General features: G+C 68.9%; 17 protein-coding genes and 4 pseudogenes. 16 read left to right on the top strand and 5 right to left on the bottom strand.

Annotated features, from left to right (window positions below):
- Positions 1-85: 85 nt before the first annotated feature.
- Entirely contained in the window at positions 86-766 is a 681-nt protein-coding gene (locus ACIOKD_RS28425; protein ID WP_402089632.1) for a FadR/GntR family transcriptional regulator, read from the bottom strand.
- 223 nt (positions 767-989) lie between these two features.
- On the opposite strand from ACIOKD_RS28425, the gene ACIOKD_RS28430 reads away from it, so the two are divergent.
- The 5 genes and pseudogenes from ACIOKD_RS28430 to ACIOKD_RS28450 form a co-directional block, all read left to right on the top strand.
- Positions 990-1,520, top strand: coding sequence for a flavin reductase family protein (locus ACIOKD_RS28430; RefSeq protein WP_402089634.1), 531 nt, complete (start codon positions 990-992; stop codon positions 1,518-1,520).
- 61 nt (positions 1,521-1,581) lie between these two features.
- Positions 1,582-2,754: an acyl-CoA dehydrogenase family protein gene (locus ACIOKD_RS28435; protein ID WP_402089636.1), complete on the top strand. Its 1,173-nt coding sequence runs from the start codon at positions 1,582-1,584 to the stop codon at positions 2,752-2,754.
- A 39-nt stretch (positions 2,755-2,793) separates the two neighbouring features.
- Positions 2,794-3,639, top strand: coding sequence for a fumarylacetoacetate hydrolase family protein (locus tag ACIOKD_RS28440; RefSeq protein ID WP_402089638.1), 846 nt, complete (start codon positions 2,794-2,796; stop codon positions 3,637-3,639).
- Between the two features lie 47 nt (positions 3,640-3,686).
- Positions 3,687-4,607 carry a VOC family protein gene (locus ACIOKD_RS28445; RefSeq protein WP_402089640.1) on the top strand — a complete coding sequence of 307 codons (921 nt, stop codon included), beginning with the start codon at positions 3,687-3,689 and terminating at the stop codon, positions 4,605-4,607.
- Positions 4,608-4,776: 169 nt separating this feature from the next.
- Positions 4,777-5,367: pseudogene (locus ACIOKD_RS28450) on the top strand (sulfatase); the annotation flags it as partial.
- A gap of 155 nt (positions 5,368-5,522) precedes the next feature.
- Here the strand turns inward: ACIOKD_RS28450 and ACIOKD_RS28455 are convergent.
- Both ACIOKD_RS28455 and ACIOKD_RS28460 read right to left on the bottom strand, forming a co-directional pair.
- Complete coding sequence (locus ACIOKD_RS28455) at positions 5,523-6,326, bottom strand: IclR family transcriptional regulator (protein ID WP_402089643.1); 804 nt, start codon at positions 6,324-6,326, stop codon at positions 5,523-5,525.
- 1,094 nt (positions 6,327-7,420) lie between these two features.
- Positions 7,421-7,873, bottom strand: coding sequence for an IclR family transcriptional regulator (locus ACIOKD_RS28460; protein WP_402089644.1), 453 nt, complete (start codon positions 7,871-7,873; stop codon positions 7,421-7,423).
- A gap of 20 nt (positions 7,874-7,893) precedes the next feature.
- Between ACIOKD_RS28460 and ACIOKD_RS28465 the strand changes: the two genes are divergently transcribed.
- Positions 7,894-8,115: a hypothetical protein gene (locus ACIOKD_RS28465; RefSeq protein WP_402089690.1), complete on the top strand. Its 222-nt coding sequence runs from the start codon at positions 7,894-7,896 to the stop codon at positions 8,113-8,115.
- Here ACIOKD_RS28465 and ACIOKD_RS28470 read toward each other — a convergent pair.
- Positions 8,103-8,276 (bottom strand): annotated as a pseudogene (locus tag ACIOKD_RS28470) (IS5/IS1182 family transposase); the annotation flags it as partial. The gene ACIOKD_RS28465 and the pseudogene ACIOKD_RS28470 overlap by 13 nt on opposite strands.
- A gap of 369 nt (positions 8,277-8,645) precedes the next feature.
- On the opposite strand from ACIOKD_RS28470, the gene ACIOKD_RS28475 reads away from it, so the two are divergent.
- The 6 genes and pseudogenes from ACIOKD_RS28475 to ACIOKD_RS28500 all read left to right on the top strand — a co-directional run bounded on the left by ACIOKD_RS28475 (position 8,646) and on the right by ACIOKD_RS28500 (position 13,912).
- Entirely contained in the window at positions 8,646-10,133 is a 1,488-nt protein-coding gene (locus ACIOKD_RS28475) for an FG-GAP and VCBS repeat-containing protein (RefSeq protein WP_402089647.1), read from the top strand.
- 64 nt (positions 10,134-10,197) lie between these two features.
- A pseudogene (locus ACIOKD_RS28480) lies at positions 10,198-10,635 on the top strand (ATP/GTP-binding protein); the annotation flags it as partial.
- 599 nt (positions 10,636-11,234) lie between these two features.
- On the top strand, positions 11,235-12,068 hold the full coding sequence (locus ACIOKD_RS28485) for an alpha/beta fold hydrolase (RefSeq protein ID WP_402089649.1): 834 nt from the start codon (positions 11,235-11,237) through the stop codon (positions 12,066-12,068).
- 9 nt (positions 12,069-12,077) lie between these two features.
- On the top strand, positions 12,078-12,959 hold the full coding sequence (locus tag ACIOKD_RS28490) for a helix-turn-helix domain-containing protein (RefSeq protein WP_402089651.1): 882 nt from the start codon (positions 12,078-12,080) through the stop codon (positions 12,957-12,959).
- A 304-nt stretch (positions 12,960-13,263) separates the two neighbouring features.
- Positions 13,264-13,656, top strand: a pseudogene (locus ACIOKD_RS28495) (hypothetical protein); the annotation flags it as partial.
- 4 nt (positions 13,657-13,660) lie between these two features.
- Positions 13,661-13,912, top strand: a complete 252-nt coding sequence (locus ACIOKD_RS28500) for a hypothetical protein (RefSeq protein ID WP_399265887.1) — start codon at positions 13,661-13,663, stop codon at positions 13,910-13,912.
- A 168-nt stretch (positions 13,913-14,080) separates the two neighbouring features.
- Here ACIOKD_RS28500 and ACIOKD_RS28505 read toward each other — a convergent pair whose 3' ends face one another.
- A complete protein-coding gene (locus ACIOKD_RS28505; protein ID WP_402089653.1) occupies positions 14,081-14,221 on the bottom strand; it encodes a hypothetical protein in 141 nt (46 codons plus the stop codon).
- Between ACIOKD_RS28505 and ACIOKD_RS28510 the strand changes: the two genes are divergently transcribed.
- From ACIOKD_RS28510 to ACIOKD_RS28525, 4 genes are all read left to right on the top strand, one after another.
- On the top strand, positions 14,214-14,489 hold the full coding sequence (locus ACIOKD_RS28510) for a hypothetical protein (protein WP_402089655.1): 276 nt from the start codon (positions 14,214-14,216) through the stop codon (positions 14,487-14,489). The two genes, ACIOKD_RS28505 and ACIOKD_RS28510, sit on opposite strands and share 8 nt — an antisense overlap.
- A 27-nt stretch (positions 14,490-14,516) precedes the next feature.
- A complete protein-coding gene (locus tag ACIOKD_RS28515; protein ID WP_402089657.1) occupies positions 14,517-15,365 on the top strand; it encodes a hypothetical protein in 849 nt (282 codons plus the stop codon).
- A gap of 281 nt (positions 15,366-15,646) precedes the next feature.
- Positions 15,647-16,519, top strand: coding sequence for a hypothetical protein (locus ACIOKD_RS28520; RefSeq protein ID WP_402089686.1), 873 nt, complete (start codon positions 15,647-15,649; stop codon positions 16,517-16,519).
- Positions 16,516-17,787, top strand: a complete 1,272-nt coding sequence (locus ACIOKD_RS28525; protein ID WP_402089659.1) for a DNA cytosine methyltransferase — start codon at positions 16,516-16,518, stop codon at positions 17,785-17,787. The genes ACIOKD_RS28520 and ACIOKD_RS28525 overlap by 4 nt, the downstream gene beginning before the upstream one ends.
- The last annotated feature ends 98 nt before the right edge of the window (positions 17,788-17,885 follow it).

Here is a 17,885-nt window from a genome sequence, read left to right on the forward strand (position 1 = left end):
GATGACCGGAATAGCAGGACAATGGTCCTCCTATACAAGACAGTCCCGTCGTATATTCCTCTCGGCCGTCGGCACCGCCCCCGCCTCACCCTTCATCGACGGCCTTGGTCGTGTCGTGCTCAGCGACGAGCCGCAGGAGAGTTCCCTCGTCTCGCCCGTCGAGGGCGTCGACCATCGCGGCATGCAGCTTCCAGCGGTCGCGGACGTGCTGCGCGAGAGAGACGCCGGCCTGCGGCCGGACCGCCAGGGCATGACGTTCGACCAGCTCCAGGAGGGCCACATAGAGCGAACACAGAAGAGAGTTCGGAGTGATGTCGGCAACCCTGGCGTGCAGCCGCCAGTTGGCCACCACGAACTCGTCCGCGTCACCCGAGGCCGCGGCCTCGGCCATGCCCTCCAGACACACTCGGAGGTCTTTGACATCGGCCGGCGAGGCATGCCACAACGCGTCCTGCCACAACAGCGGCTCAAGAGCGTTGCGGATGCGCAACGCCTGCGCGACATCACCCTGGGACGCGTCCAGGGCCAGTACGGAGTGGGCGAGCCGCGTCATCGGGGTCTGCTCGGCGGCGAACAGACCGCCTCCCGGACCGCGCTGCACGGTCACCACTCCCCGCGTCTGGAGCAGGCGCAGCGTCTCGTTGAACGTCCCGACAGACACCCCGCAGCGCGATCGGAGCTCGTCCTTCGTACCCAGTCGCGTGCCAGGAGTGACACGCGCGGCCAGTTCGGCCACAGCGTCCGCCGCGGCCTCGGCACGAGACACACTTCCCGCCTGCCCCCACTCGGCGCGTCGCAATGCCGGTGGATCGACCGCCCTGCTCGCGCCCGCACCTCGACGTTGAGCATCTTCCTTACGTGCCGCCACAGCCACTCCGCCCTTCGACCGGCGCCGAGAAATCATTATGGCGAATACAGTCGCACCTCTTGACGCCCCATGTAACCCGGATGCAGCATCACCGTAATCATTATGACGAATGGAGATCCTCATGATCCCCTCCTTCGGTGAGCAGGCATTCCGCGACCTCATGGCCGGTGTCTGCGCCCCAGTCACCATCGTCACCGCTACGGCGGAGGGTCTCCCCCATGGCACGACGGTCAGCGCCTTCGCCTCCCTGTCGCTGCGCCCGCCCATGGTGACCGTGGCTCTCGACCGCGGGTCCAGAGTCCTGTCCCACATCACCACCACCGGACGCTTCGGTGTGAACGTGCTCGCCCGGAGCCAGGACGACCTCGCCCTGGGTTTCGCCCGCCGCGGTGCCGACCGCTTCGCCGGCGTGGACTTCGACTTCGATCACGGCCTTCCCCGGCTCGGCTCGGCACCGGGATGGCTGGTGTGCGAGGTGGCCCGAGCCGTGGAGGGCGGTGACCACCTTCTGATCCTCGGCCTGGTCACCCACGCGGAAACGACGCCGGCGGCACCGCTCGTCTACGGGCACCGCACGTTCGGCACCCACTCCGCCTTCGCCGACCGCCCTCGCCACACGATCCGCGAACACGTCGCAGCCTGCGCGCGCTGATCACTCCTCCCGCCCGAACCAGGGACCGCTGTCCCGCCGATGACAGAAAGAGCGCACACCGATGACGACTCATGAGGACCTCGTCGCCCGCGCCGCAGCCCTGCGGCCACTGCTGCGTGAGCACGCGGCCGCCACGGAGACCGGCCGCCAGGTACCGGACCCGGTGATCGACGCCATCGCGGACGCCGGCCTGTTCAAGCTCGCCACTCCCCGTCGGTACGGCGGTCACCAGACGTCCATGCGCACCATGCTCGACGTGTCGGCCGCCCTGGCCGAGGGGGACGGCTCCACCTCCTGGGTGGTCACCCTCGTGAACGTCTGCAACTGGCTCACCAGCCTTTTCCCCTCCAAAGCCCAGGACGACGTCTTCGGCGCCAACCCCGACGCCCGGGTCACCGGGGTACTCAGTCCGACCTCCACGACGACCAAGGTCGACGGCGGATGGCAGGTCTCGGGGCGCTGGTATTACAACTCAGGTTCCTCGCACTCCGACTGGGCCGTGCTCGGTGTTCCTCTCACGGACGAGGACGGCGCGGTGGTGGACCAGGCACTCGCGCTCGTGCCCCGCGGTGACCTCGCCCTGGAGGACACCTGGTTCGTCGCGGGGATGAAGGGCACCGCGAGCAACTGTCTGATCGCCGAGGACGTCTTCGTGCCCGAGCACCGGGTCCTGTCCGTGCCCGCCGCCATCGAGGGCCGGTATCCGACCGAGCACACGGACGAGGTCCTGTCCCGTTCCGCCTTCGTGCCCATCCTGGCCCTGGTGCTCGCCGGACCCCAACTGGGCCTGGGCCGCGCGGCACTTGAGTACGTCATGGAGAAGACCGCCCGCAAGCCGATCTCGTACACCTTCTACGAGACGCAGGCCGAGTCGGTCGCCGTGCAGCTGCAGATCGCCGAGGCGGCCCTGCGGATCGACACCGCCACGCTCCACGCGCAACGCGCCGCGGCCGAGATCGACCAGGCCGCGCAGAACGGGGTCTACCTCGATTTCACCCAGCGCGCCCGAGTGCGGGCGGACACCGGCTGGGCCATCCAGAACGTGCTGGAAGCGATCAACACCCTCGTCAGCGTGCACGGCGCCGGCTCCTTCGCCGACGTCAACCCCCTGCAGAGGATCTGGCGCGACGCCAACACCGCGGGCCGGCACGCGGTCGCCGCGCCGACGGTGGCGTTCGAGGTGTATGGCAAGGCCCTGCTCGGCATCGAAGAGAAGATCACCCCCCTCGTGTGACCACCCGCACGACACCCCCATCCTTCAGAGGAGCAGCACGTGCGTACCGCCAACCTGTCCGGACGCCTCGTCATCATCACCGACGACGACACGGCCGTCGACATCGAGCACGCCAGTGACGGCCGGTTCGGTCCCGACCCCCAAGAGGTCTACGAGCGCTGGACCGCCTTCCGTACGTGGGCTGCGAGTGCCGAACTGCCCGCAGGGCGGCCCTTCTCGGCCACGGACCTCGGCTCACCCGCCCCCGCTCCGCGGCAGGTGCTCGCCGTGGGACTCAACTACCGTGCGCACGCGGCCGAGTCCGGCTTCGCGGTCCCCGACACCCTGCCGCCCGTGTTCACCAAGTACGTCTCCAGCATCACGGGCCCCGTCACCGAAGTGGGGCTCCCCGAAGGGGGCCACACGGACTGGGAGGTCGAGCTCGTCGCCGTCGTCGGCGAGCCGGCCCACAGGGTCAGTGAGGACGATGCCTGGTTGCACATCGCGGGACTCACCGTGGGCCAGGACATCTCGGAACGCATCACGCAACTCACCGGACCCGCACCTCAGTTCGGGCTGGGCAAGTCCTTCCCCGGGTTCACCCCCATGGGGCCGTACCTGGTCACGCCGGACGCTCTGCCCGACAGCGACGACCTCGAACTGGGCTGCTCGATCAACGGCGAGGAGGTGCAGAAGGGCCGGACCAGAGACCTCGTTTTCTCCGTGCCCGCCCTGGTGGCCCGGTTGTCGGCCGTCCTTACCCTGCTGCCCGGTGACGTCATCTTCACCGGCACCCCCGCGGGTGTCGGAATGGGCCGTACACCGCAGCGCCGGCTCGCCGACGGCGATGTCCTCGTGAGCCACGTCCAGGGCATCGGCAAGCTCTGCCAGACCTTCCGCGCCTGAAGCCGGCGCACCCACCACCACGTACTTCCCGCGTTCAGGAGTTCACCATGGCCCTGCACCGTCTGTCCTCCGTCGTCATGGGTGTCCCCAACACCACTCAGACCGTCGCGTACTACACCGACTTCGGGCTCGCGCCCGAAGGGGACGGCTGGTTCGGCACCCGGGACGGAGGACGCCAGCTCCAGGTCGTCCACACACCCACACGCCGGCTCGTCGAGATCACCGTGGGCGTCGACTCCCCCGACGACCTCTCCGCCACCGCCGCCCGGCTGGACCGGCTGGGTGTTTTCGCACAGCAGGAAGCCGGCGCCCTCACCGCCTACGAGAAGATCACCGGCGTCCGCACCGTCCTCAAGGTGGAACCCCGCGCCACCCAGCCCGAGACCCCGCCCACTCCCTACAACGGCCCAGGACGCATCGAACGCGCCGGCACCCGAGCGCCCGCCCTGCTGCGAAGCGACCGGGTCCGGCCCCGGAAGCTGGGTCACGCGGTCCTGGGAACCACCGACTTCGAGGCCACCACCGGCTTCTTCCGTGACGGTCTCGGCTTCAAGGTGTCCGACCTGATGGGTGACGTCGGCGCCTTCCTGCGCTGTTCCACCGATCACCACAACATCCTCGTACTCGCCGCTCCGGTGGCGTTCCTGCACCACACCTCCTGGCAGGTCGACGACGTGGACGAGGTGGGCCGCGGTGCCACGGCCATGCTGGAGGACCACCCCGAACGCCACGTCTGGGGCCTGGGCCGGCACCACGCCGGTTCCAACTTCTTCTGGTACCTCAAGGACCCCGCCGGCAATTTCTCCGAGTACTACTCGGACCTGGACTGCATCGTCGACGACCAGCTGTGGAAGCCGGAAGTCTTCGAGGGCGCCAAGGGACTGTTCAACTGGGGGCCGCCCCCACCCCCCTCGTTCATCAAGCCCGACGACCTGGCAGGACTGATGTCCGGCTCCCACAGCGCCTGACCTGCTCCCGGCGGATTCCACGTCATCGGAGCTCAAGGACCTCGCCCCCGAAGGACAGGCCGACAAGGTCGTCGACGTCTGGCGTCAGGACTCCCTGATCATGAAGGTGCAACCCGGCTTCGTCCCCGCCCAGTTGTACCGCGGCCTCGGCGGCAGCCGCCTGCTGACGAATGTCGAGAAGTACGCACAGATGGTGGAGAGCCTGGACGCGCCCGTCGGCGAGGTCCTCGCGGCGCTGCGCCGTTCTGGTCAGGAGGAGAACACGCTGGTGCTGTTCGCCAGCGACAACGGCGGGGAGCGCTACTCCTACAACTGGCCGCTCAGCGGTGCGCAGTCCGTGCTCCTCGAAGGCGGAATCCGGGTGCCGACGATCGTGCGCCGGTCGGCCCGGATCGAGAGCCACCAGGTCAGCCACGCACCGAACCTCTCCCCCGACTGGACCGCGACCCTGCTGGAGGTGGGCGGCGCCCGGCCCGACCCGGCGTACCCGCTGGACGGCACCAGCCTCGTCGGATATCTGCTGAAGGGTAAGAAGGCGCCGGAGCATGACCTGTTCTGGCGGGTACGGGACAACCGGGCGCTGCGGCGGGGCGAGTGGAAGTACTACCGGGACGCCGCCGACAGCGATCACCTGTACAACCTGGCGAACGACGCACGCGAACAGGCCGATCCGGTCGGCACGGAACCGGGGTTGCTGACCGATTCGCGGGCCGCCTGGGAGAAGACAACGGCCGGCCTCCTCCCGTACCCGGTCGCGTAGCGTCTCCTCCCCGCGGGGGGGGCGAAGGTTACTGCGCGCAGCCACACGGACGGATGCTGACCGCAGCCGTTGTCATGATGATCGGTCCCGTCCGGTGCGAAACGGGCGCCGGTCGACGCCCAGCTGCCCACCGGCGCTCCCGGCGGGCCCTCTGGTCAGTCCCCCACGACCGCCAGCTGGCCGCTGATGAGTTCAGCGGCACGGCGGACCGCTGCGACCACCTCGTCAAGCCGTCGATCCGGGACCCGGTGCTCCAGTGCGGCGATACTCAGCGCGGCCACCACGCCCCCGGACGATCCGCGTATCGGGGCGGCGATACCGAGGATGTCGGCATCGAGTTCACCCCGGCTGACGGTGAACCCGTCCTGGCGGATCTGAGCGAGCCGTTCCATGAGACCGTCGACGTCCGTAATCGTGCGCGCGGTGAACCGCTGCAGTCTCTGGGCCTCCAGCAGCTCGCGGCACTCCTGCTCGGGCAGCCAGGCCAGCAGCGCCAGGGCGGAGGCCCCGGCGTTGGCAGGGAGCACACTGCCGCGTTCGTAGGAAATTCTCACCGGATGCTCCGCCTCGCATCGCTCCACGCAGATGGCGGCGCCTCCGGCACGGCGAGTCAGCAGTACCGTCTCGCCGACCTCGGTACACAGCTCCCGCATCAGAGGCAGCGCGATCTCCGACAGCCCGTACCCCCGACGGGCCAGGCGCGCCAGTTCCAGAACACGCAGGCCGAGCCGGAACCCGCCCTGGGGGTCCTCTTCCAAGAACCCGCTGCCGACCAGGCTCTGGAGGTAGCGGTAGGCGGTCGAACGTGCCGTTCCCAGAGCGGTCGCCACCTCCTGGCCGGAGAGGGACAGCTTGTCCTGCGAGAACAGTCCGAGGATGTCGAGCGCACGTTCCGCGGTCGAGTTGCGTTCCCGGTACTGGCCCACCGGAGTACCTTTGCCTGACTTACGTCCTGTCATGCAGGACATCGTACGGGTGCCGTGTACGACTTTCCGCGTTAAGCCGATCCCCATGCGCGCCGCTTGACCCGAGAGATCTTCGGCCGCCTGGCACACGCTCTCGATGTGGTGCGGCACTTCTCCTTCCGGCACCCGGTGGGATGGGAGAAGGCCGCGACACCGAGCGCCCCGACGATGTCGCCTCTCTCACCCCTCACCGGAGCCCGATCCCGAGCACGTCGGGGTCGAGTTCGCCATGACCCACCGCGCATCCCTGCTTCCGGATCCCGGCGAGGCGGGCACGCAGCGCCCCGGGATCGGCGAGGGGTGGCTTCGGTGCAGCGGGGGTGCGCCACGAGGCGCTACGCAATCGAGTGGAGGTGGAAGACCTTCTCCGCCGGGCCGTCGCAGCGGTCTGGTGAAGCTGGGGGCAGCCTGATCCGGGGTCCGCCGGGGAGGGTGGCAAGCGGCCCCGACAACGGCGGGACGTGCCGGGACTGTCCGTCTTCGGATAGACGGGTCAACTCCGAAGCCGGATTTCCTGTTCCGGTGGGGAGGCCACGTTGAAAGCCTGCGGCGTAGGCGTGGCGATGCTGCCGGAGTAGAGCTGGGCGTCTCCCTGACCGATCGATTGTGTGGTGAACGTGGGAACCATCCGCGGTCGCCCGAGCCGCCCACAGCCGGTTCGGCGGTGGGCAGGTCCGTTGCCGACTGATGGCTGTGGGTGGGGCGGAGGTCCCGTAGCAGTCGCGGGGCCAAGGTCCAGACATGCGCCGGGAGGTCGGCACGAACCAGCCGCTCGACGCCCTGCTCACCCGGATCAACCCGGCGGTCAACCCGATCACGGTAGGCACCACTCGCTACCGATAGCGGGGCCTGACGATTCCCACCCCCTGGAACGCCACGGGATGAGAACAACCACCACGAACCCCCTCGGGGCTTGTGGAGAGCCGGGTGCGGTGCCAAGTCGCATGCCCGGTTCGGGAAGCGGCTCCGGGGAAACGGGCCGGTCGAAAGACCGGAACCGCGCCCCGGGCCGACTTCACCAACGGGCCGGCCAGGAGTTCGTCGATTTCTTCCGTCGGCGCCCAGGCGAGCAGGGCCAGGGCGGAAGCTCAGGCGTTGATGGCCAGGACCTCCCCGCGCTCGCAGGAAAGGCGCAGCGAGGTGCCCGCGTCCACGCGTTCCAGGCATACGACCGTGCCACCTGTTCTCCGGGTGAGCAGGGCGGGCATACCGGTGCGCTTCACCAGTCCGCGCATGACGGGCCGCGCCAGGTCCGACAGCCCCACGCCCTTGCGCGCCAGACGCGCGAGATCGACGACCCGGGGCCCGAGCCGGAATCCCGAGCCGTCGTCCTCCTCCAGGAAGCCGTTGCCGGTCAGGCTCTGCAGGTACCGTAAGGCGGTCGAGCGGGCCACTCCGAGACGGGTCGCCACGTCGGCGGCGGAGAGGACGAGCCGGTCGTCGTCAAACATGAGGAGGATGTCCAGCGCCCGGTCGGCGGTCGCATTCCGCCCTCGACGCCCCTGCCCAATTCCCGCATCACGAGAAACAGATCCTGGCATGCAGGCAACGTAGTAGGGACGTGGGGGCGGGCTGCGGGCTGCGGGCTACTCGGCTGCCCGACGACCTGGTCCGTCTTGCGTGGACGCTGCACCGGGCACTCCGCCAGCGCCAGACACCGCCGACCGGCCAATCGACCCGCCCGCTCGCCCAGGTGGAGGTTCTGCGCCTCATCGACAGCCGGCCGGGGATCAGCGTCCGCGAGATCGCCACAGCCCTGCGCATGCAGCCCAACAACGCGTAGGTGTCGCCGCAGCGCGGGTGGGCCAGGACGAGCAGGGCCTGTCGGCCGCAGGTCGGGCGACGCCACCGGGAGCCGATCCGACGACGGTGACCTGCGAGGAGACCGGGGAGGTGTTGCAGGGTGCGGCTGGACAGATCGATACCGGACGGGTGGACAAGCACGCGAAAGCTCCTGGCGGACTGGTGATCCTGGTCGTGAACCCGTCTACCAGGAGCCTTTACATGCCCACCGCCGGGGTCGCCCGTCCAATCACCCGTCAGGGTGGAAACGCCTCACGCCCTGTCATCAGGCAACCAGCGCTCCATGCTGCCGACACTCACCTGCTGCTACCAGCACGCCCACTTACAACACGCGTGGGACTATGCGCTGAACTCCCTGTGACGACAAGGGAGTTCAGCGCAACACCTGTCTCTTCGGTTACGTATCCATGACATTGAGACGTACAACTGGGATCGCCCGGCTTGAGTCGTACCCACTGAACGCGGCCTTCCGCGTACAGAACCGACCGACTCGACTCGAAAGGCTCACGTATGTCCCGAGCACACCGCCGGACCCGTACCGCGCTCACCGCACCCCTGGCAGCCGCGGTGCTGCTCGCCGGAGGATTCGGCGCCATGGCTCTCACCGGGGGCCCGGCGCTGGCGGCCACCGGGTCCGCGGACACGCAGGACGACTTCAACGGCGACGGATACGCCGACCTGGTCGTGTCGGCTCCGGACGCCACGATCTCCAGCAAGGCCAAGGCGGGCTACGTGGCCGTCACCTACGGCTCCGCCAATGGGGTCTCCGCCGCCGACAAGAAGCTCATCAGCCGCTCCACCAGCGGCGTTCCCGGCTCCGCCACCGCGAACCAGCGCTTCGGGACCAACTTCACCAAGGGCGACCTGGACGGCGACGGCTTCAGCGACCTGGTGATCTCGGGCGGCAGTCCCGGCTCCGTCATCCTCTGGGGCTCCGCCTCCGGACTCACCGGCGGCACGGCCGTACCCGGGTACGGGCAGTCCCCCACGACCGGCGACTTCGACGGCGACGGCAAGACGGACCTCGCCCTGTTCTCCTACCTGTCCGGCGCGGGCGACGACCCGGCGAGCGGCGACGCCACCGTATGGAAGGGCCCGGTCACCCGTGCCGGACAGCCCACCGCCACCCTGCCGCTGCTGGACAAGGCCCACTGGTGGGGCTACGACGCAGACGACGCGTCCTGCGCCACCAACGGCGGCTGCCAGGAGGACGGCGACTCGATCAGCGGGCCCATCCGCTCCACCCGGACCGGCGACGTCAACGGCGACGGCAAGGACGACATCGTCGCCTGGAAGTACGCGGGCGACGGCCAGTGGGGCAACCGCCTGTTCCTCGGCGGCGGCAGCACGGGCTTCACCAGCGGCTGGGTCCCCGCGGACGGCACGGCGACCGGTACGGGCACCGGCATCGGGGACGTGAACAACGACGGGTTCGACGACGTCGTGGTGGGCAACCACTGGAACGGCGGCAAGGTCCAGATCGCGTTCGGGTCGGCCTCCGGCCTGTCCGAGGAGCGCGTACAGACCTTCGACCAGGACCTGCCCGGCTTCCCCGGCGTGGAGGAGGAGGGCGACGGGATCGGCTCCACGGTCTCGGTGGCGGACGTCAACGGCGACGGCTTCGGCGACATCGCGCTCGGCATCCCGGGCGAGGACATCGGCGACATCACCGACGCCGGCTCGATCGCCCTGGTCCCCGGCAGCGCCTCCGGTGTCACGGGCGCCGGTACGCAGACCTTCCACCAGGACACCGCCGGGGTACCCGGAGTCGCCGAGAACGACGACCAGTTCGGCGCGAGCAGCGCGCTGCTGGACGTCGACGGTGACGGCCACGCCGACCTCGCGGCCGGTTCCCTGGCCGAGAACAGCTGGAACGGCGCGGTCTGGGTGCTGAACGGCACGGCGACCGGTCTCACGGCCACGTCGTCCCTCGCGTTCGGCGCCGGCGACCTCTCAGCGCCCGCCACGGGCGCCCGCTTCGGCGCGCTCCTGCGCTGAGCGAGCCGATCGGGCAGCGGGGGTTCGGTGGGGCGGCCTGGTGCCGCCCCACCGTCATGTCCGGCCAGTGCGGGCACGCTCGAACATCATCGAGGCCGCGGTCGGTGTCTGCACCGACACCCGCACCGGGCTGGTGCTGGTGCTGGTGCTGGTCGACGAACTCCACGACATCTCACTCGCCAGTCGCCACGGCCCCGAAGTCGCCGACAGGCTCAAGTACTTCTCCGAGCGCCTGGCCGCCACCTTCGTCCATGCCGGCATCGACATCTCCGAATCCGGCCTGCTGTCCGGGACACGGGGCGCCCAGATTGCCGGCCGCTTCACCCTGATCCCCTCCCGTCCCTTCCCCTGCAACAGCGAGTGGAAAGGACTGGTCGCCGCCGTGGACGCCATCCTCACCGGCACCGAGAAGCTCACCAAGAAGAGCCTCCAGGCCATTCCGCTCGACCACACCGCCCACACCACGGCGTCACTGGCCACGAAGACCGCCACGTTCCGATGAACAGCGAACTACCGCCCCGGTTCGCACCACTGCCGGTCCGGCTCCGCCCCTGCCTCGGAGAGTCCGTCAACTCCTACATCCGGCGTCTGGCTCGCGCCAACCATCTCAAGCCCAGCTTCCTGCACTGCTATCTCTGCGGCCCACCACAGTGGTTCGGCAAGCCGCTCCTCGAAAACCTCGCCACGGCCGCAGGGCACGGCACTCGGCCGAAGTACTCGAACGTACCCTTGCTGACGCCGACGCCGCCCACAAAGCGCTACAACCTCCGCTCCTGGGACGTCCGCTTCGCCCTGGAGGCCCCACGGCTGACCACCACAGAGACAGGTCCCCTGACTGCCCCTGTCACAGGCGAACTCGCCGACATGGTCGAGAGCATGATCGGTAGGAAGCTCAACGGAAGGCAGATCCGGACAGAACTCATAGACCACCACGACACTTGGTTACATACGACAGCATCCGCCACTGCATCCGATACACACGGTCCCGACAGCGCCAGCACGAGCAGAATCGTTGACATCCAGACGCGGGGCGCGCCCTCTGCGGGCCGTTGGCGACATTCGTACAAGACCGGCAGCCGCCGCCCCCCGCACCATCGCTCTATGAACGCCCACGACGCACAGCACGCGCAGCCGATGCATGTGGACCGTGACGGACCGCGGGACGCGCCGCCACTGCTGCTCATCCACGGGTCTGGAGCCTCAAGCGCCTCCTGGGGGCCGGTGGTCCCGGCCCTCGCCGCCCGTCATCATGTCGTCCGGATAGACCTCCCGGGCTGCGGCCAGTCGCCGCGCGCCGCGTCCTACGACGTTCCGGCGCAGGCGGGCCGCGTGGCGGCGCTGCTCGACGAACTCGGGCTGCGCGCCGTCACCGTGGCCGGCCACTCCAGCGGCGGATACGTCGCCACCGCGCTCGCGGAGCAGCGCCCCGACCTGGTGGGTTCGCTGGCGATCATCAGCACCGGCCCGCACCTCGACGCGCTCCTGCCGCAGCCGGCCGTCCTCCGCGTGATGCTGGCACCGCCCTTCGGGCCGCTGCTGTGGTGGCGGCGTTCCGATGCGATGATCCGCAAAGGCATCGGCGCCACGCTCGCCGGGCCTGCGCCCATTCCGCCCGGCATGGTCGCCGACGTGCGGAGCACCACGTACCGCGCGTTCCGCAAGGTGCTGCGCGAGAACACCGCGTACCTCGCCGAGCAGTCCGTGCCCGAGCGGCTCGCCGCCCTCGGGCTCCCGGTGCTCGTGGTCTTCGGCGCCGCCGATCCCCGGTGGGATCCGGCGTCGGCGCGCCAGTACGGCGTCGTGCCGGGCGTGCGGGTCGAGATGCTGCCGGGCGTTGGGCACATGCCCATGCTGGAAGCGCCCGAGCCGGTGGGCCGGCTGCTGCTGGACTTCGCGACCCTGTGCGCCGGAACCCCGCCGGCAGGCCCGACCTAGACTGGCGCCGTGTTGTCGCAGGGCGTGCCACCCGCGTGGTCGGGCGTTGACATCGCAGTACCGGAGCCCTCGGACCGGCTGCCGGGCATCAGCATGGCCGGATTCCGCCACCGTGTCCCCGCGCCCGTCGACATCGCGATGGTCGCGCATCCGTCCGTCACCTTGCTCATCGATCTGAGCGACGATGACGGCCTGGTCTACGACACGCAGCGGCTGCACGGACGCGGCAGTGTCGTGATCGGCCTGGCCCCCGGGGAGCTGCGGGCGTCCGGCCTGGTGGGCGCGTGCCTGCAGATCCGGCTGCAGCCGGATGTGGCGGCCGCAGTGCTCGGCCCGTCGGCCGGGGGCAGCGGGAGCGTGGAGTCCTTGGCGGACGTCTGGGGCCGCGACGCCGGGCGCTTCGAGGAGCGGCTGCGTACAGCCGGATCGTGGGAGGAGCGGTTCGCGATGGCGGCGGACGCCGTCCGCCTGCGGATCGGGGACGGCCTACGGGTCGATCCGGAGGTCGCCCACATCTGGAGGCGGACAGTCGCCAGCAGGGGCCGGATGCGTATCGACGGCCTGGCGGACGACGTCGGCTGGAGCCGCAAGCGTCTGTGGGCGCGTTTCCGGGCGCAGCTCGGCGTCACCCCCAAGCGGGCCGCCCAGCTGGTGCGGTTCGACCATGCGGCCCATCTGCTCGCGGCGGGTTTCCCTCCCGCCGGTGTCGCGGCCGAGAGCGGTTACGTCGACCAGTCCCATCTGCACCGCGAAGTGAAGGCGTTCACGGGGCTCACGCCGACTGCCGTCTCCGCCGCGCCGTGGCTGGCGATCGACGACGTCGCGTGGCCGGCATCCTGGCGGGCAGGGAGGCCCGTGACAGGTGGCGCACGCGGTTCCGGCCGGTGCTGAACCGCCCAGCCGCGGCCCTCACATTGCTCCCGACCGACAACTGTCGTACGACATCCGACCTAGTCACGCCTCTAATTACACGTCAGTAGAGTCAGCATTGGGTCAGCATTGGATCAGCATTCGGTTTGCCAGACCTGACTACAGACGGCTGAACACGCGAAGCGCTGCGCACCCCCGGAGCCCGTGGGCCGAGCATGATCGCTCGCCCACGGCTACTCGCATCCGCCACACTCAGGGCCTCCCTGGGCCGTAGCCCTTGCCGACAGTCGATGTAAGTACCGTTCGATCCTTTGAGGGACGGCTGGAGACTCGAAACCTCACAGTCGAGAGCATCCATACGTACTATGTGCTGGCTGGTCAGACGCCGGTCTTGGTTCACAACAGCAACTGTGATCCTCGCTTCTCGGTCGACTCCAAGGGGAACGCCACCGATCTCGCCAATCCGGGCGGCAGGGTCGGCGTTCCGAAACTTGAAGGTGCCACCCTGCAAGAAGTGGGCGGGCGCGTCTGGGGTTCCGGAGATTCCTCTCACCTCGCAGGAACACGCTCTCCGACTGAATTGCGAGGGTTGGCAAGCAGGGGTGACGCGGAGAAATTGCAGGACTTCTACCAGAGTGCAGCGCTCGCAGGAAAGGGCGGAAAGACTGCACCGGCGCGCGTGCGGCTGACTCAGGAGATCATCGATGCTTGGAGATAGTCAGGTGAGCAAGGAAGAGCAGGTCGTAGACCTGAAATTTGTGGCGGCGCGAGGGGAAAGCATCGAGGTGTGCTTCGAGCCGGTAGGAACCACCTTCTCCCTGAGTGATGGTGAGGCGGTATATCTCCGGACCGCAATCTCAAACGTGGCCTCGCTTGAGATTGTCTCGTGGCCTAACGGGATTGGGGTTTGGGTCCCCTATCCCGGCGACTACGCGATCATTGACTCAAAGGGGAACGAAATCGATACGCTCTAATCCTCTCCCGTAAGGGAGGGGGACCGCTCTGGATGTGTTTCGACGCCTCCGGTGAGAATGCTCTGTCAGCGGCACCCGGAGTGAATCCACGGATGCAAATCTGAAGCCCTGTCAGGTGTCATCTGGCAGGGCTTCAGCGTGGTCTGACGGCAGTAATTGACGGCAACGTCAGCGGACGGCGGCTCCGGCGAGGGGTGGTTCGTCGCCGTCGTCGGGCTTGCCGGTGATCTCGGTGGGGTTGCGGAGAGCGTGGCCGAGGAGGTCGATGGCGTCGCGTTGGGAGATCGCCTGCGGGCACGTCGTGGCCACCAGCTCCCCGGGACGGCAGTACGTCCACTACCGCGACGAGCGGGTGCTGATCGCCACCCTGCGGTCGCTGGAGTCCAACGGACTCGCCGAGCGCGACCTGAAGTCCGCGCCCTCCGCCTACATGGGCGGGCCGTTCCAGGACCGCGTCCGTCTCACCTGCGCAGGCACCACCGCTCTGGCCGCCGCCCTGAGCCATCCACCGGCCACCGGGCCCCGCAGCACACCACCCGCGCCCGCCGCCGCACAGACGGCCACCCGAAGCCGCTGACCAACCCTCCCGGAGCCATACCCCCCCATGCCCCCGCTCAGCCCGGCAGAACAAGCACAGCAACTGCGCGCTCTGGCACGCGAATTCGAGGCCCTGCACACCAGCGTCCTCGACATCTCCTACACCCCCGGCACCGACGCGCTGCACCGGATCAGCCCGCTCCTACTCAGGGCCCAGGACCTGACGGCCACCGCCCTCTTTCGCCTGCGCGCCCTCGACGCCAGCGCATACACCGCCGTCGCCGGCAGCAGCGCTGGCCTGGAGTGCCTGTCCTCCGTCGTGGTCGCCTCCTCACAGGCCGGCAACGACCTCGCCAGCGCGCTGTACGCCAACCCCTATGAAGGTGCCCCATTCGCCGGCTACTCGGCGGACGACGAGTCGGTGCGTACCACTCGCCGCGCCGAGGCCATCCCGAAGATGACCGGCCATCTCGTCGACGCCGCCCGCCAACTCGACCTGAGCGCGACCGGATGCCACTACGTCGCCACCGGCATCACCCGCGCCCTCGCCGCCACCCGAGATGAATCGGCTTCCGCCCAGCGGGCTGCCGCCCCCGCACTCACCAGCGCCCAGTACGACGCCCTCCAAGCTTTCGCCTCCGGCGCAGGGAGGCTGCACGAGAGTTCGCAGCGCGGGCTGGGCGTGACCCGCGTCGCCACCAGCGACGGCACCCGCGTCTCCATCGCCACCTTCCGTGCCCTGGCCACACGCGGGCTCGTCGACCGGGACACCAGCACCTCCCTGGCCCGCGGGCAGAAGGTCACCGTCACCGAACAAGGGCAGCAGGTCCTGGCCGCACAGCGTCCCGCAGCCAAAGCGATGACCCCCGCGAGAGCCGCTCCCAAGCTTCCTGCCGTGCAGCTAGCGCGCCGGTAACACGCTTCGAGACCAAGACCGTGTCCTGGGCTCCGCAGCCCAAGACCACGTCGCGGGCGCTCAGGTCCGCTCCGCCCTATCACCAGGAGGGCATCGCGCCTGCAGCCGCCACCTCACCGACAACGCCCCGTCGCCCTTCCTGCTCCTGCGCGGCGCTGAGCGCACCTCCTTCTTCTCCGGGGATGCCGCCTGGGCATTCCCGCTCAACGCAAGGACCCAGCATTTCCTCATCTCCTTTCATCACCTGCATTTCGCTCGGTGCCGGAGTTCAGTCCAGCACCCTGCTCGCCCTGCCGACGCACGGAGTTCTCCCGAAGGCTGATTACGCCATCTTCGCTGACACCGGATGGGAACCGCGCACCGTTTATGCTCACCTCGACCGCCTCGAACGGGAAATCGCTGCCCCGGCAGGGATACCCGTCCTGCGGGTCTCTGCGGGAAACATTCGGAACGACGCACTCGACCCCGATCACCGTTTTGCCTCCATGCCTCTCTACGTTCTCAACCAGGACGGGAAGCAGGGCATGAACAGGCGCCACTGTACAGGGGAATATAAAATTAGGCCGATCAAGAAGAAAGTCCGGGAGCTTCTCGGATATCCCTACCCGCACCGCATCCCCAAGGATATCTTCGTCGAGCAGTGGGTGGGCATCTCGACAGATATATTCCACCGGGCCAAGGACGCCGACGTCAAGTACATGCACAATCGGCATCCGCTCATCGACCTCAACTGGTCCAGCGCGGACTGCGTCCGTTACCTGACTTCCATCGGGCTGGCGGATACACCAAAATCGAGTTGCCTGGGCTGTCCATTTCACGGAAACGCGCAATGGAGGAATATCCGGGACGCGAGCCCGGAAGAATGGGAGGACGTGGTCGCGTTCGACGCGGCCATCCGCCAGGGCAACGCCCGGGCCAATGCCTCCGGCAACCGGCTGCTCGGGCAGGCGTTCCTACACCGCTCCCGCGTCCCCCTCAGCCAGGCCCCCATCGACCACGTCACAGCTGTCGAGTGGGCGGCGCGCCAACAAGAACTCGACGAACGCAACACATCAGCGGACGAGTTGGAGAACGGGGTGGCCGACGGCTGCTCGCCCTGGGCGTGCCGCGGTGAAGGCGCTCCGATACAGGACGACTTCGGGCTTGCTTCTTGACCGTGGTGGATCTGTTCGCGGGTCCGGGCGGCTGGAGCCACGCACTGTCCGTGCTCGGTGTGCGTGACATCGGCCTGGAATGGGACCTCTGGGCGTGCCGGACACGCGCTGCAGCTGGGCAGTTGACGATCCGGACGGATGTGGCGAAGTATCCGGCGTGGCCGTTCGTCGGGCGGACCGTTGGGGTCATCGCGTCCCCGCCGTGCCAGGCATGGAGTATGGCCGGCAAGCGCCTCGGCCTTCTCGACCAGCCGCTCGTCCACCAAGCCGTTGTCGACCTCGCCGCTGGCCGTGACACCCGCGCCGCGCTGCTGGCCGCGTGCCGCGACGAACGGTCCCTGCTCGCGGCCGAACCCATGCGCTACCTGTACGCCCTCAACCTGGCGGGCGAGCCCGAGTGGGTGGTCATGGAGGAGGTCCCGGACGTCCTGCCGCTGTGGAAGCAGTACGCAGCCGTCCTGCGCGCCTGGGGATTCTCCGTCTGGACCGGGATCCTCAACGCCGCCGACTACGGCGTCCCCCAGACCCGGCGACGGGCCATCCTCCTCGCCTCCCGCGTCCGGACCGCCGAACCCCCGACACCCACCCACGCCCACGTATCGGAGCCGGAGAGCCTGTTCGGGCCGGCCCGGGCCCGGTGGATATCAATGGCCGAAGCTCTGGGATGGGGCGCCACCGACCGTCCCGTGCCCACCGTGTGCGCCGGCGGCGGACCAGGAGGCGGCCCGGAACCCTTTCCCTCCGGCTCCCGCAAGGCCCTCGCCGACGCCCGCGACCGCGGTACCTGGACACCCCGTACCACGGAAGCGCTCCTGGCCTCCCGGCAGAAAGGCTCCGGCCCGGCCGTGCGGGCCTGCGGCCCACAGATCCATCCAGCAGGTACACCAGGCACCACGTTCACGGCCGAGGCGCCCCGCTGGTCGTGGTCGCTGCGCAGCAACAACCAGGCCAACGCCACCGTGCGCCGTGCCGACGAGCCCGCCGGCACACTGTTCTTTGGCCACCGGGCCAACGAATGCACCTGGGTTGCCGACACCACCTCCAGCCTTCCCGACCGCGAGCAGCAGCCGAAGCCCGAGCCGATCAAGATCACCGCGCAGGAAGCGGGCGTGCTGCAGAGCTTCCCCGCCGGCTATCCGTGGCAGGGCAACAAGGGCCAACGGTTCTCGCAGATCGGCAACGCCGTCCCCCCGCGTCTGGCCGCGCATCTGCTCGCCCCGCACCTCAACAAACCCTTCAACCCCGACGACTTCACTCTCGCCGCCTGATGCCCCCCGTTATGTTTTCTGCGGTTCCGCAACGGGGCCGCTGGCCTCCGGGTCCGGCATGACTGTGTCCCCCTGTCGAAGGCATGACCTGGGGGGTG

This window comes from Streptomyces sp. NPDC087844 (genome assembly GCF_044742785.1).
In the GTDB taxonomy this organism is placed as follows: domain Bacteria; phylum Actinomycetota; class Actinomycetes; order Streptomycetales; family Streptomycetaceae; genus Streptomyces.

Coding starts and splice junctions, on each gene's coding strand:
- ACIOKD_RS28515 (WP_402089657.1), top strand. CDS start 14,517: ATGCCCCCGCTCAGCCCGGCAGAACAAGCACAGCAACTGCGCGCTCTG.
- ACIOKD_RS28430 (WP_402089634.1), top strand. CDS start 990: ATGATCCCCTCCTTCGGTGAGCAGGCATTCCGCGACCTCATGGCCGGT.
- ACIOKD_RS28435 (WP_402089636.1), top strand. CDS start 1,582: ATGACGACTCATGAGGACCTCGTCGCCCGCGCCGCAGCCCTGCGGCCA.
- ACIOKD_RS28455 (WP_402089643.1), bottom strand. CDS start 6,326: ATGACAGGACGTAAGTCAGGCAAAGGTACTCCGGTGGGCCAGTACCGG.
- ACIOKD_RS28460 (WP_402089644.1), bottom strand. CDS start 7,873: ATGCCAGGATCTGTTTCTCGTGATGCGGGAATTGGGCAGGGGCGTCGA.
- ACIOKD_RS28445 (WP_402089640.1), top strand. CDS start 3,687: ATGGCCCTGCACCGTCTGTCCTCCGTCGTCATGGGTGTCCCCAACACC.
- ACIOKD_RS28475 (WP_402089647.1), top strand. CDS start 8,646: ATGTCCCGAGCACACCGCCGGACCCGTACCGCGCTCACCGCACCCCTG.
- ACIOKD_RS28485 (WP_402089649.1), top strand. CDS start 11,235: ATGAACGCCCACGACGCACAGCACGCGCAGCCGATGCATGTGGACCGT.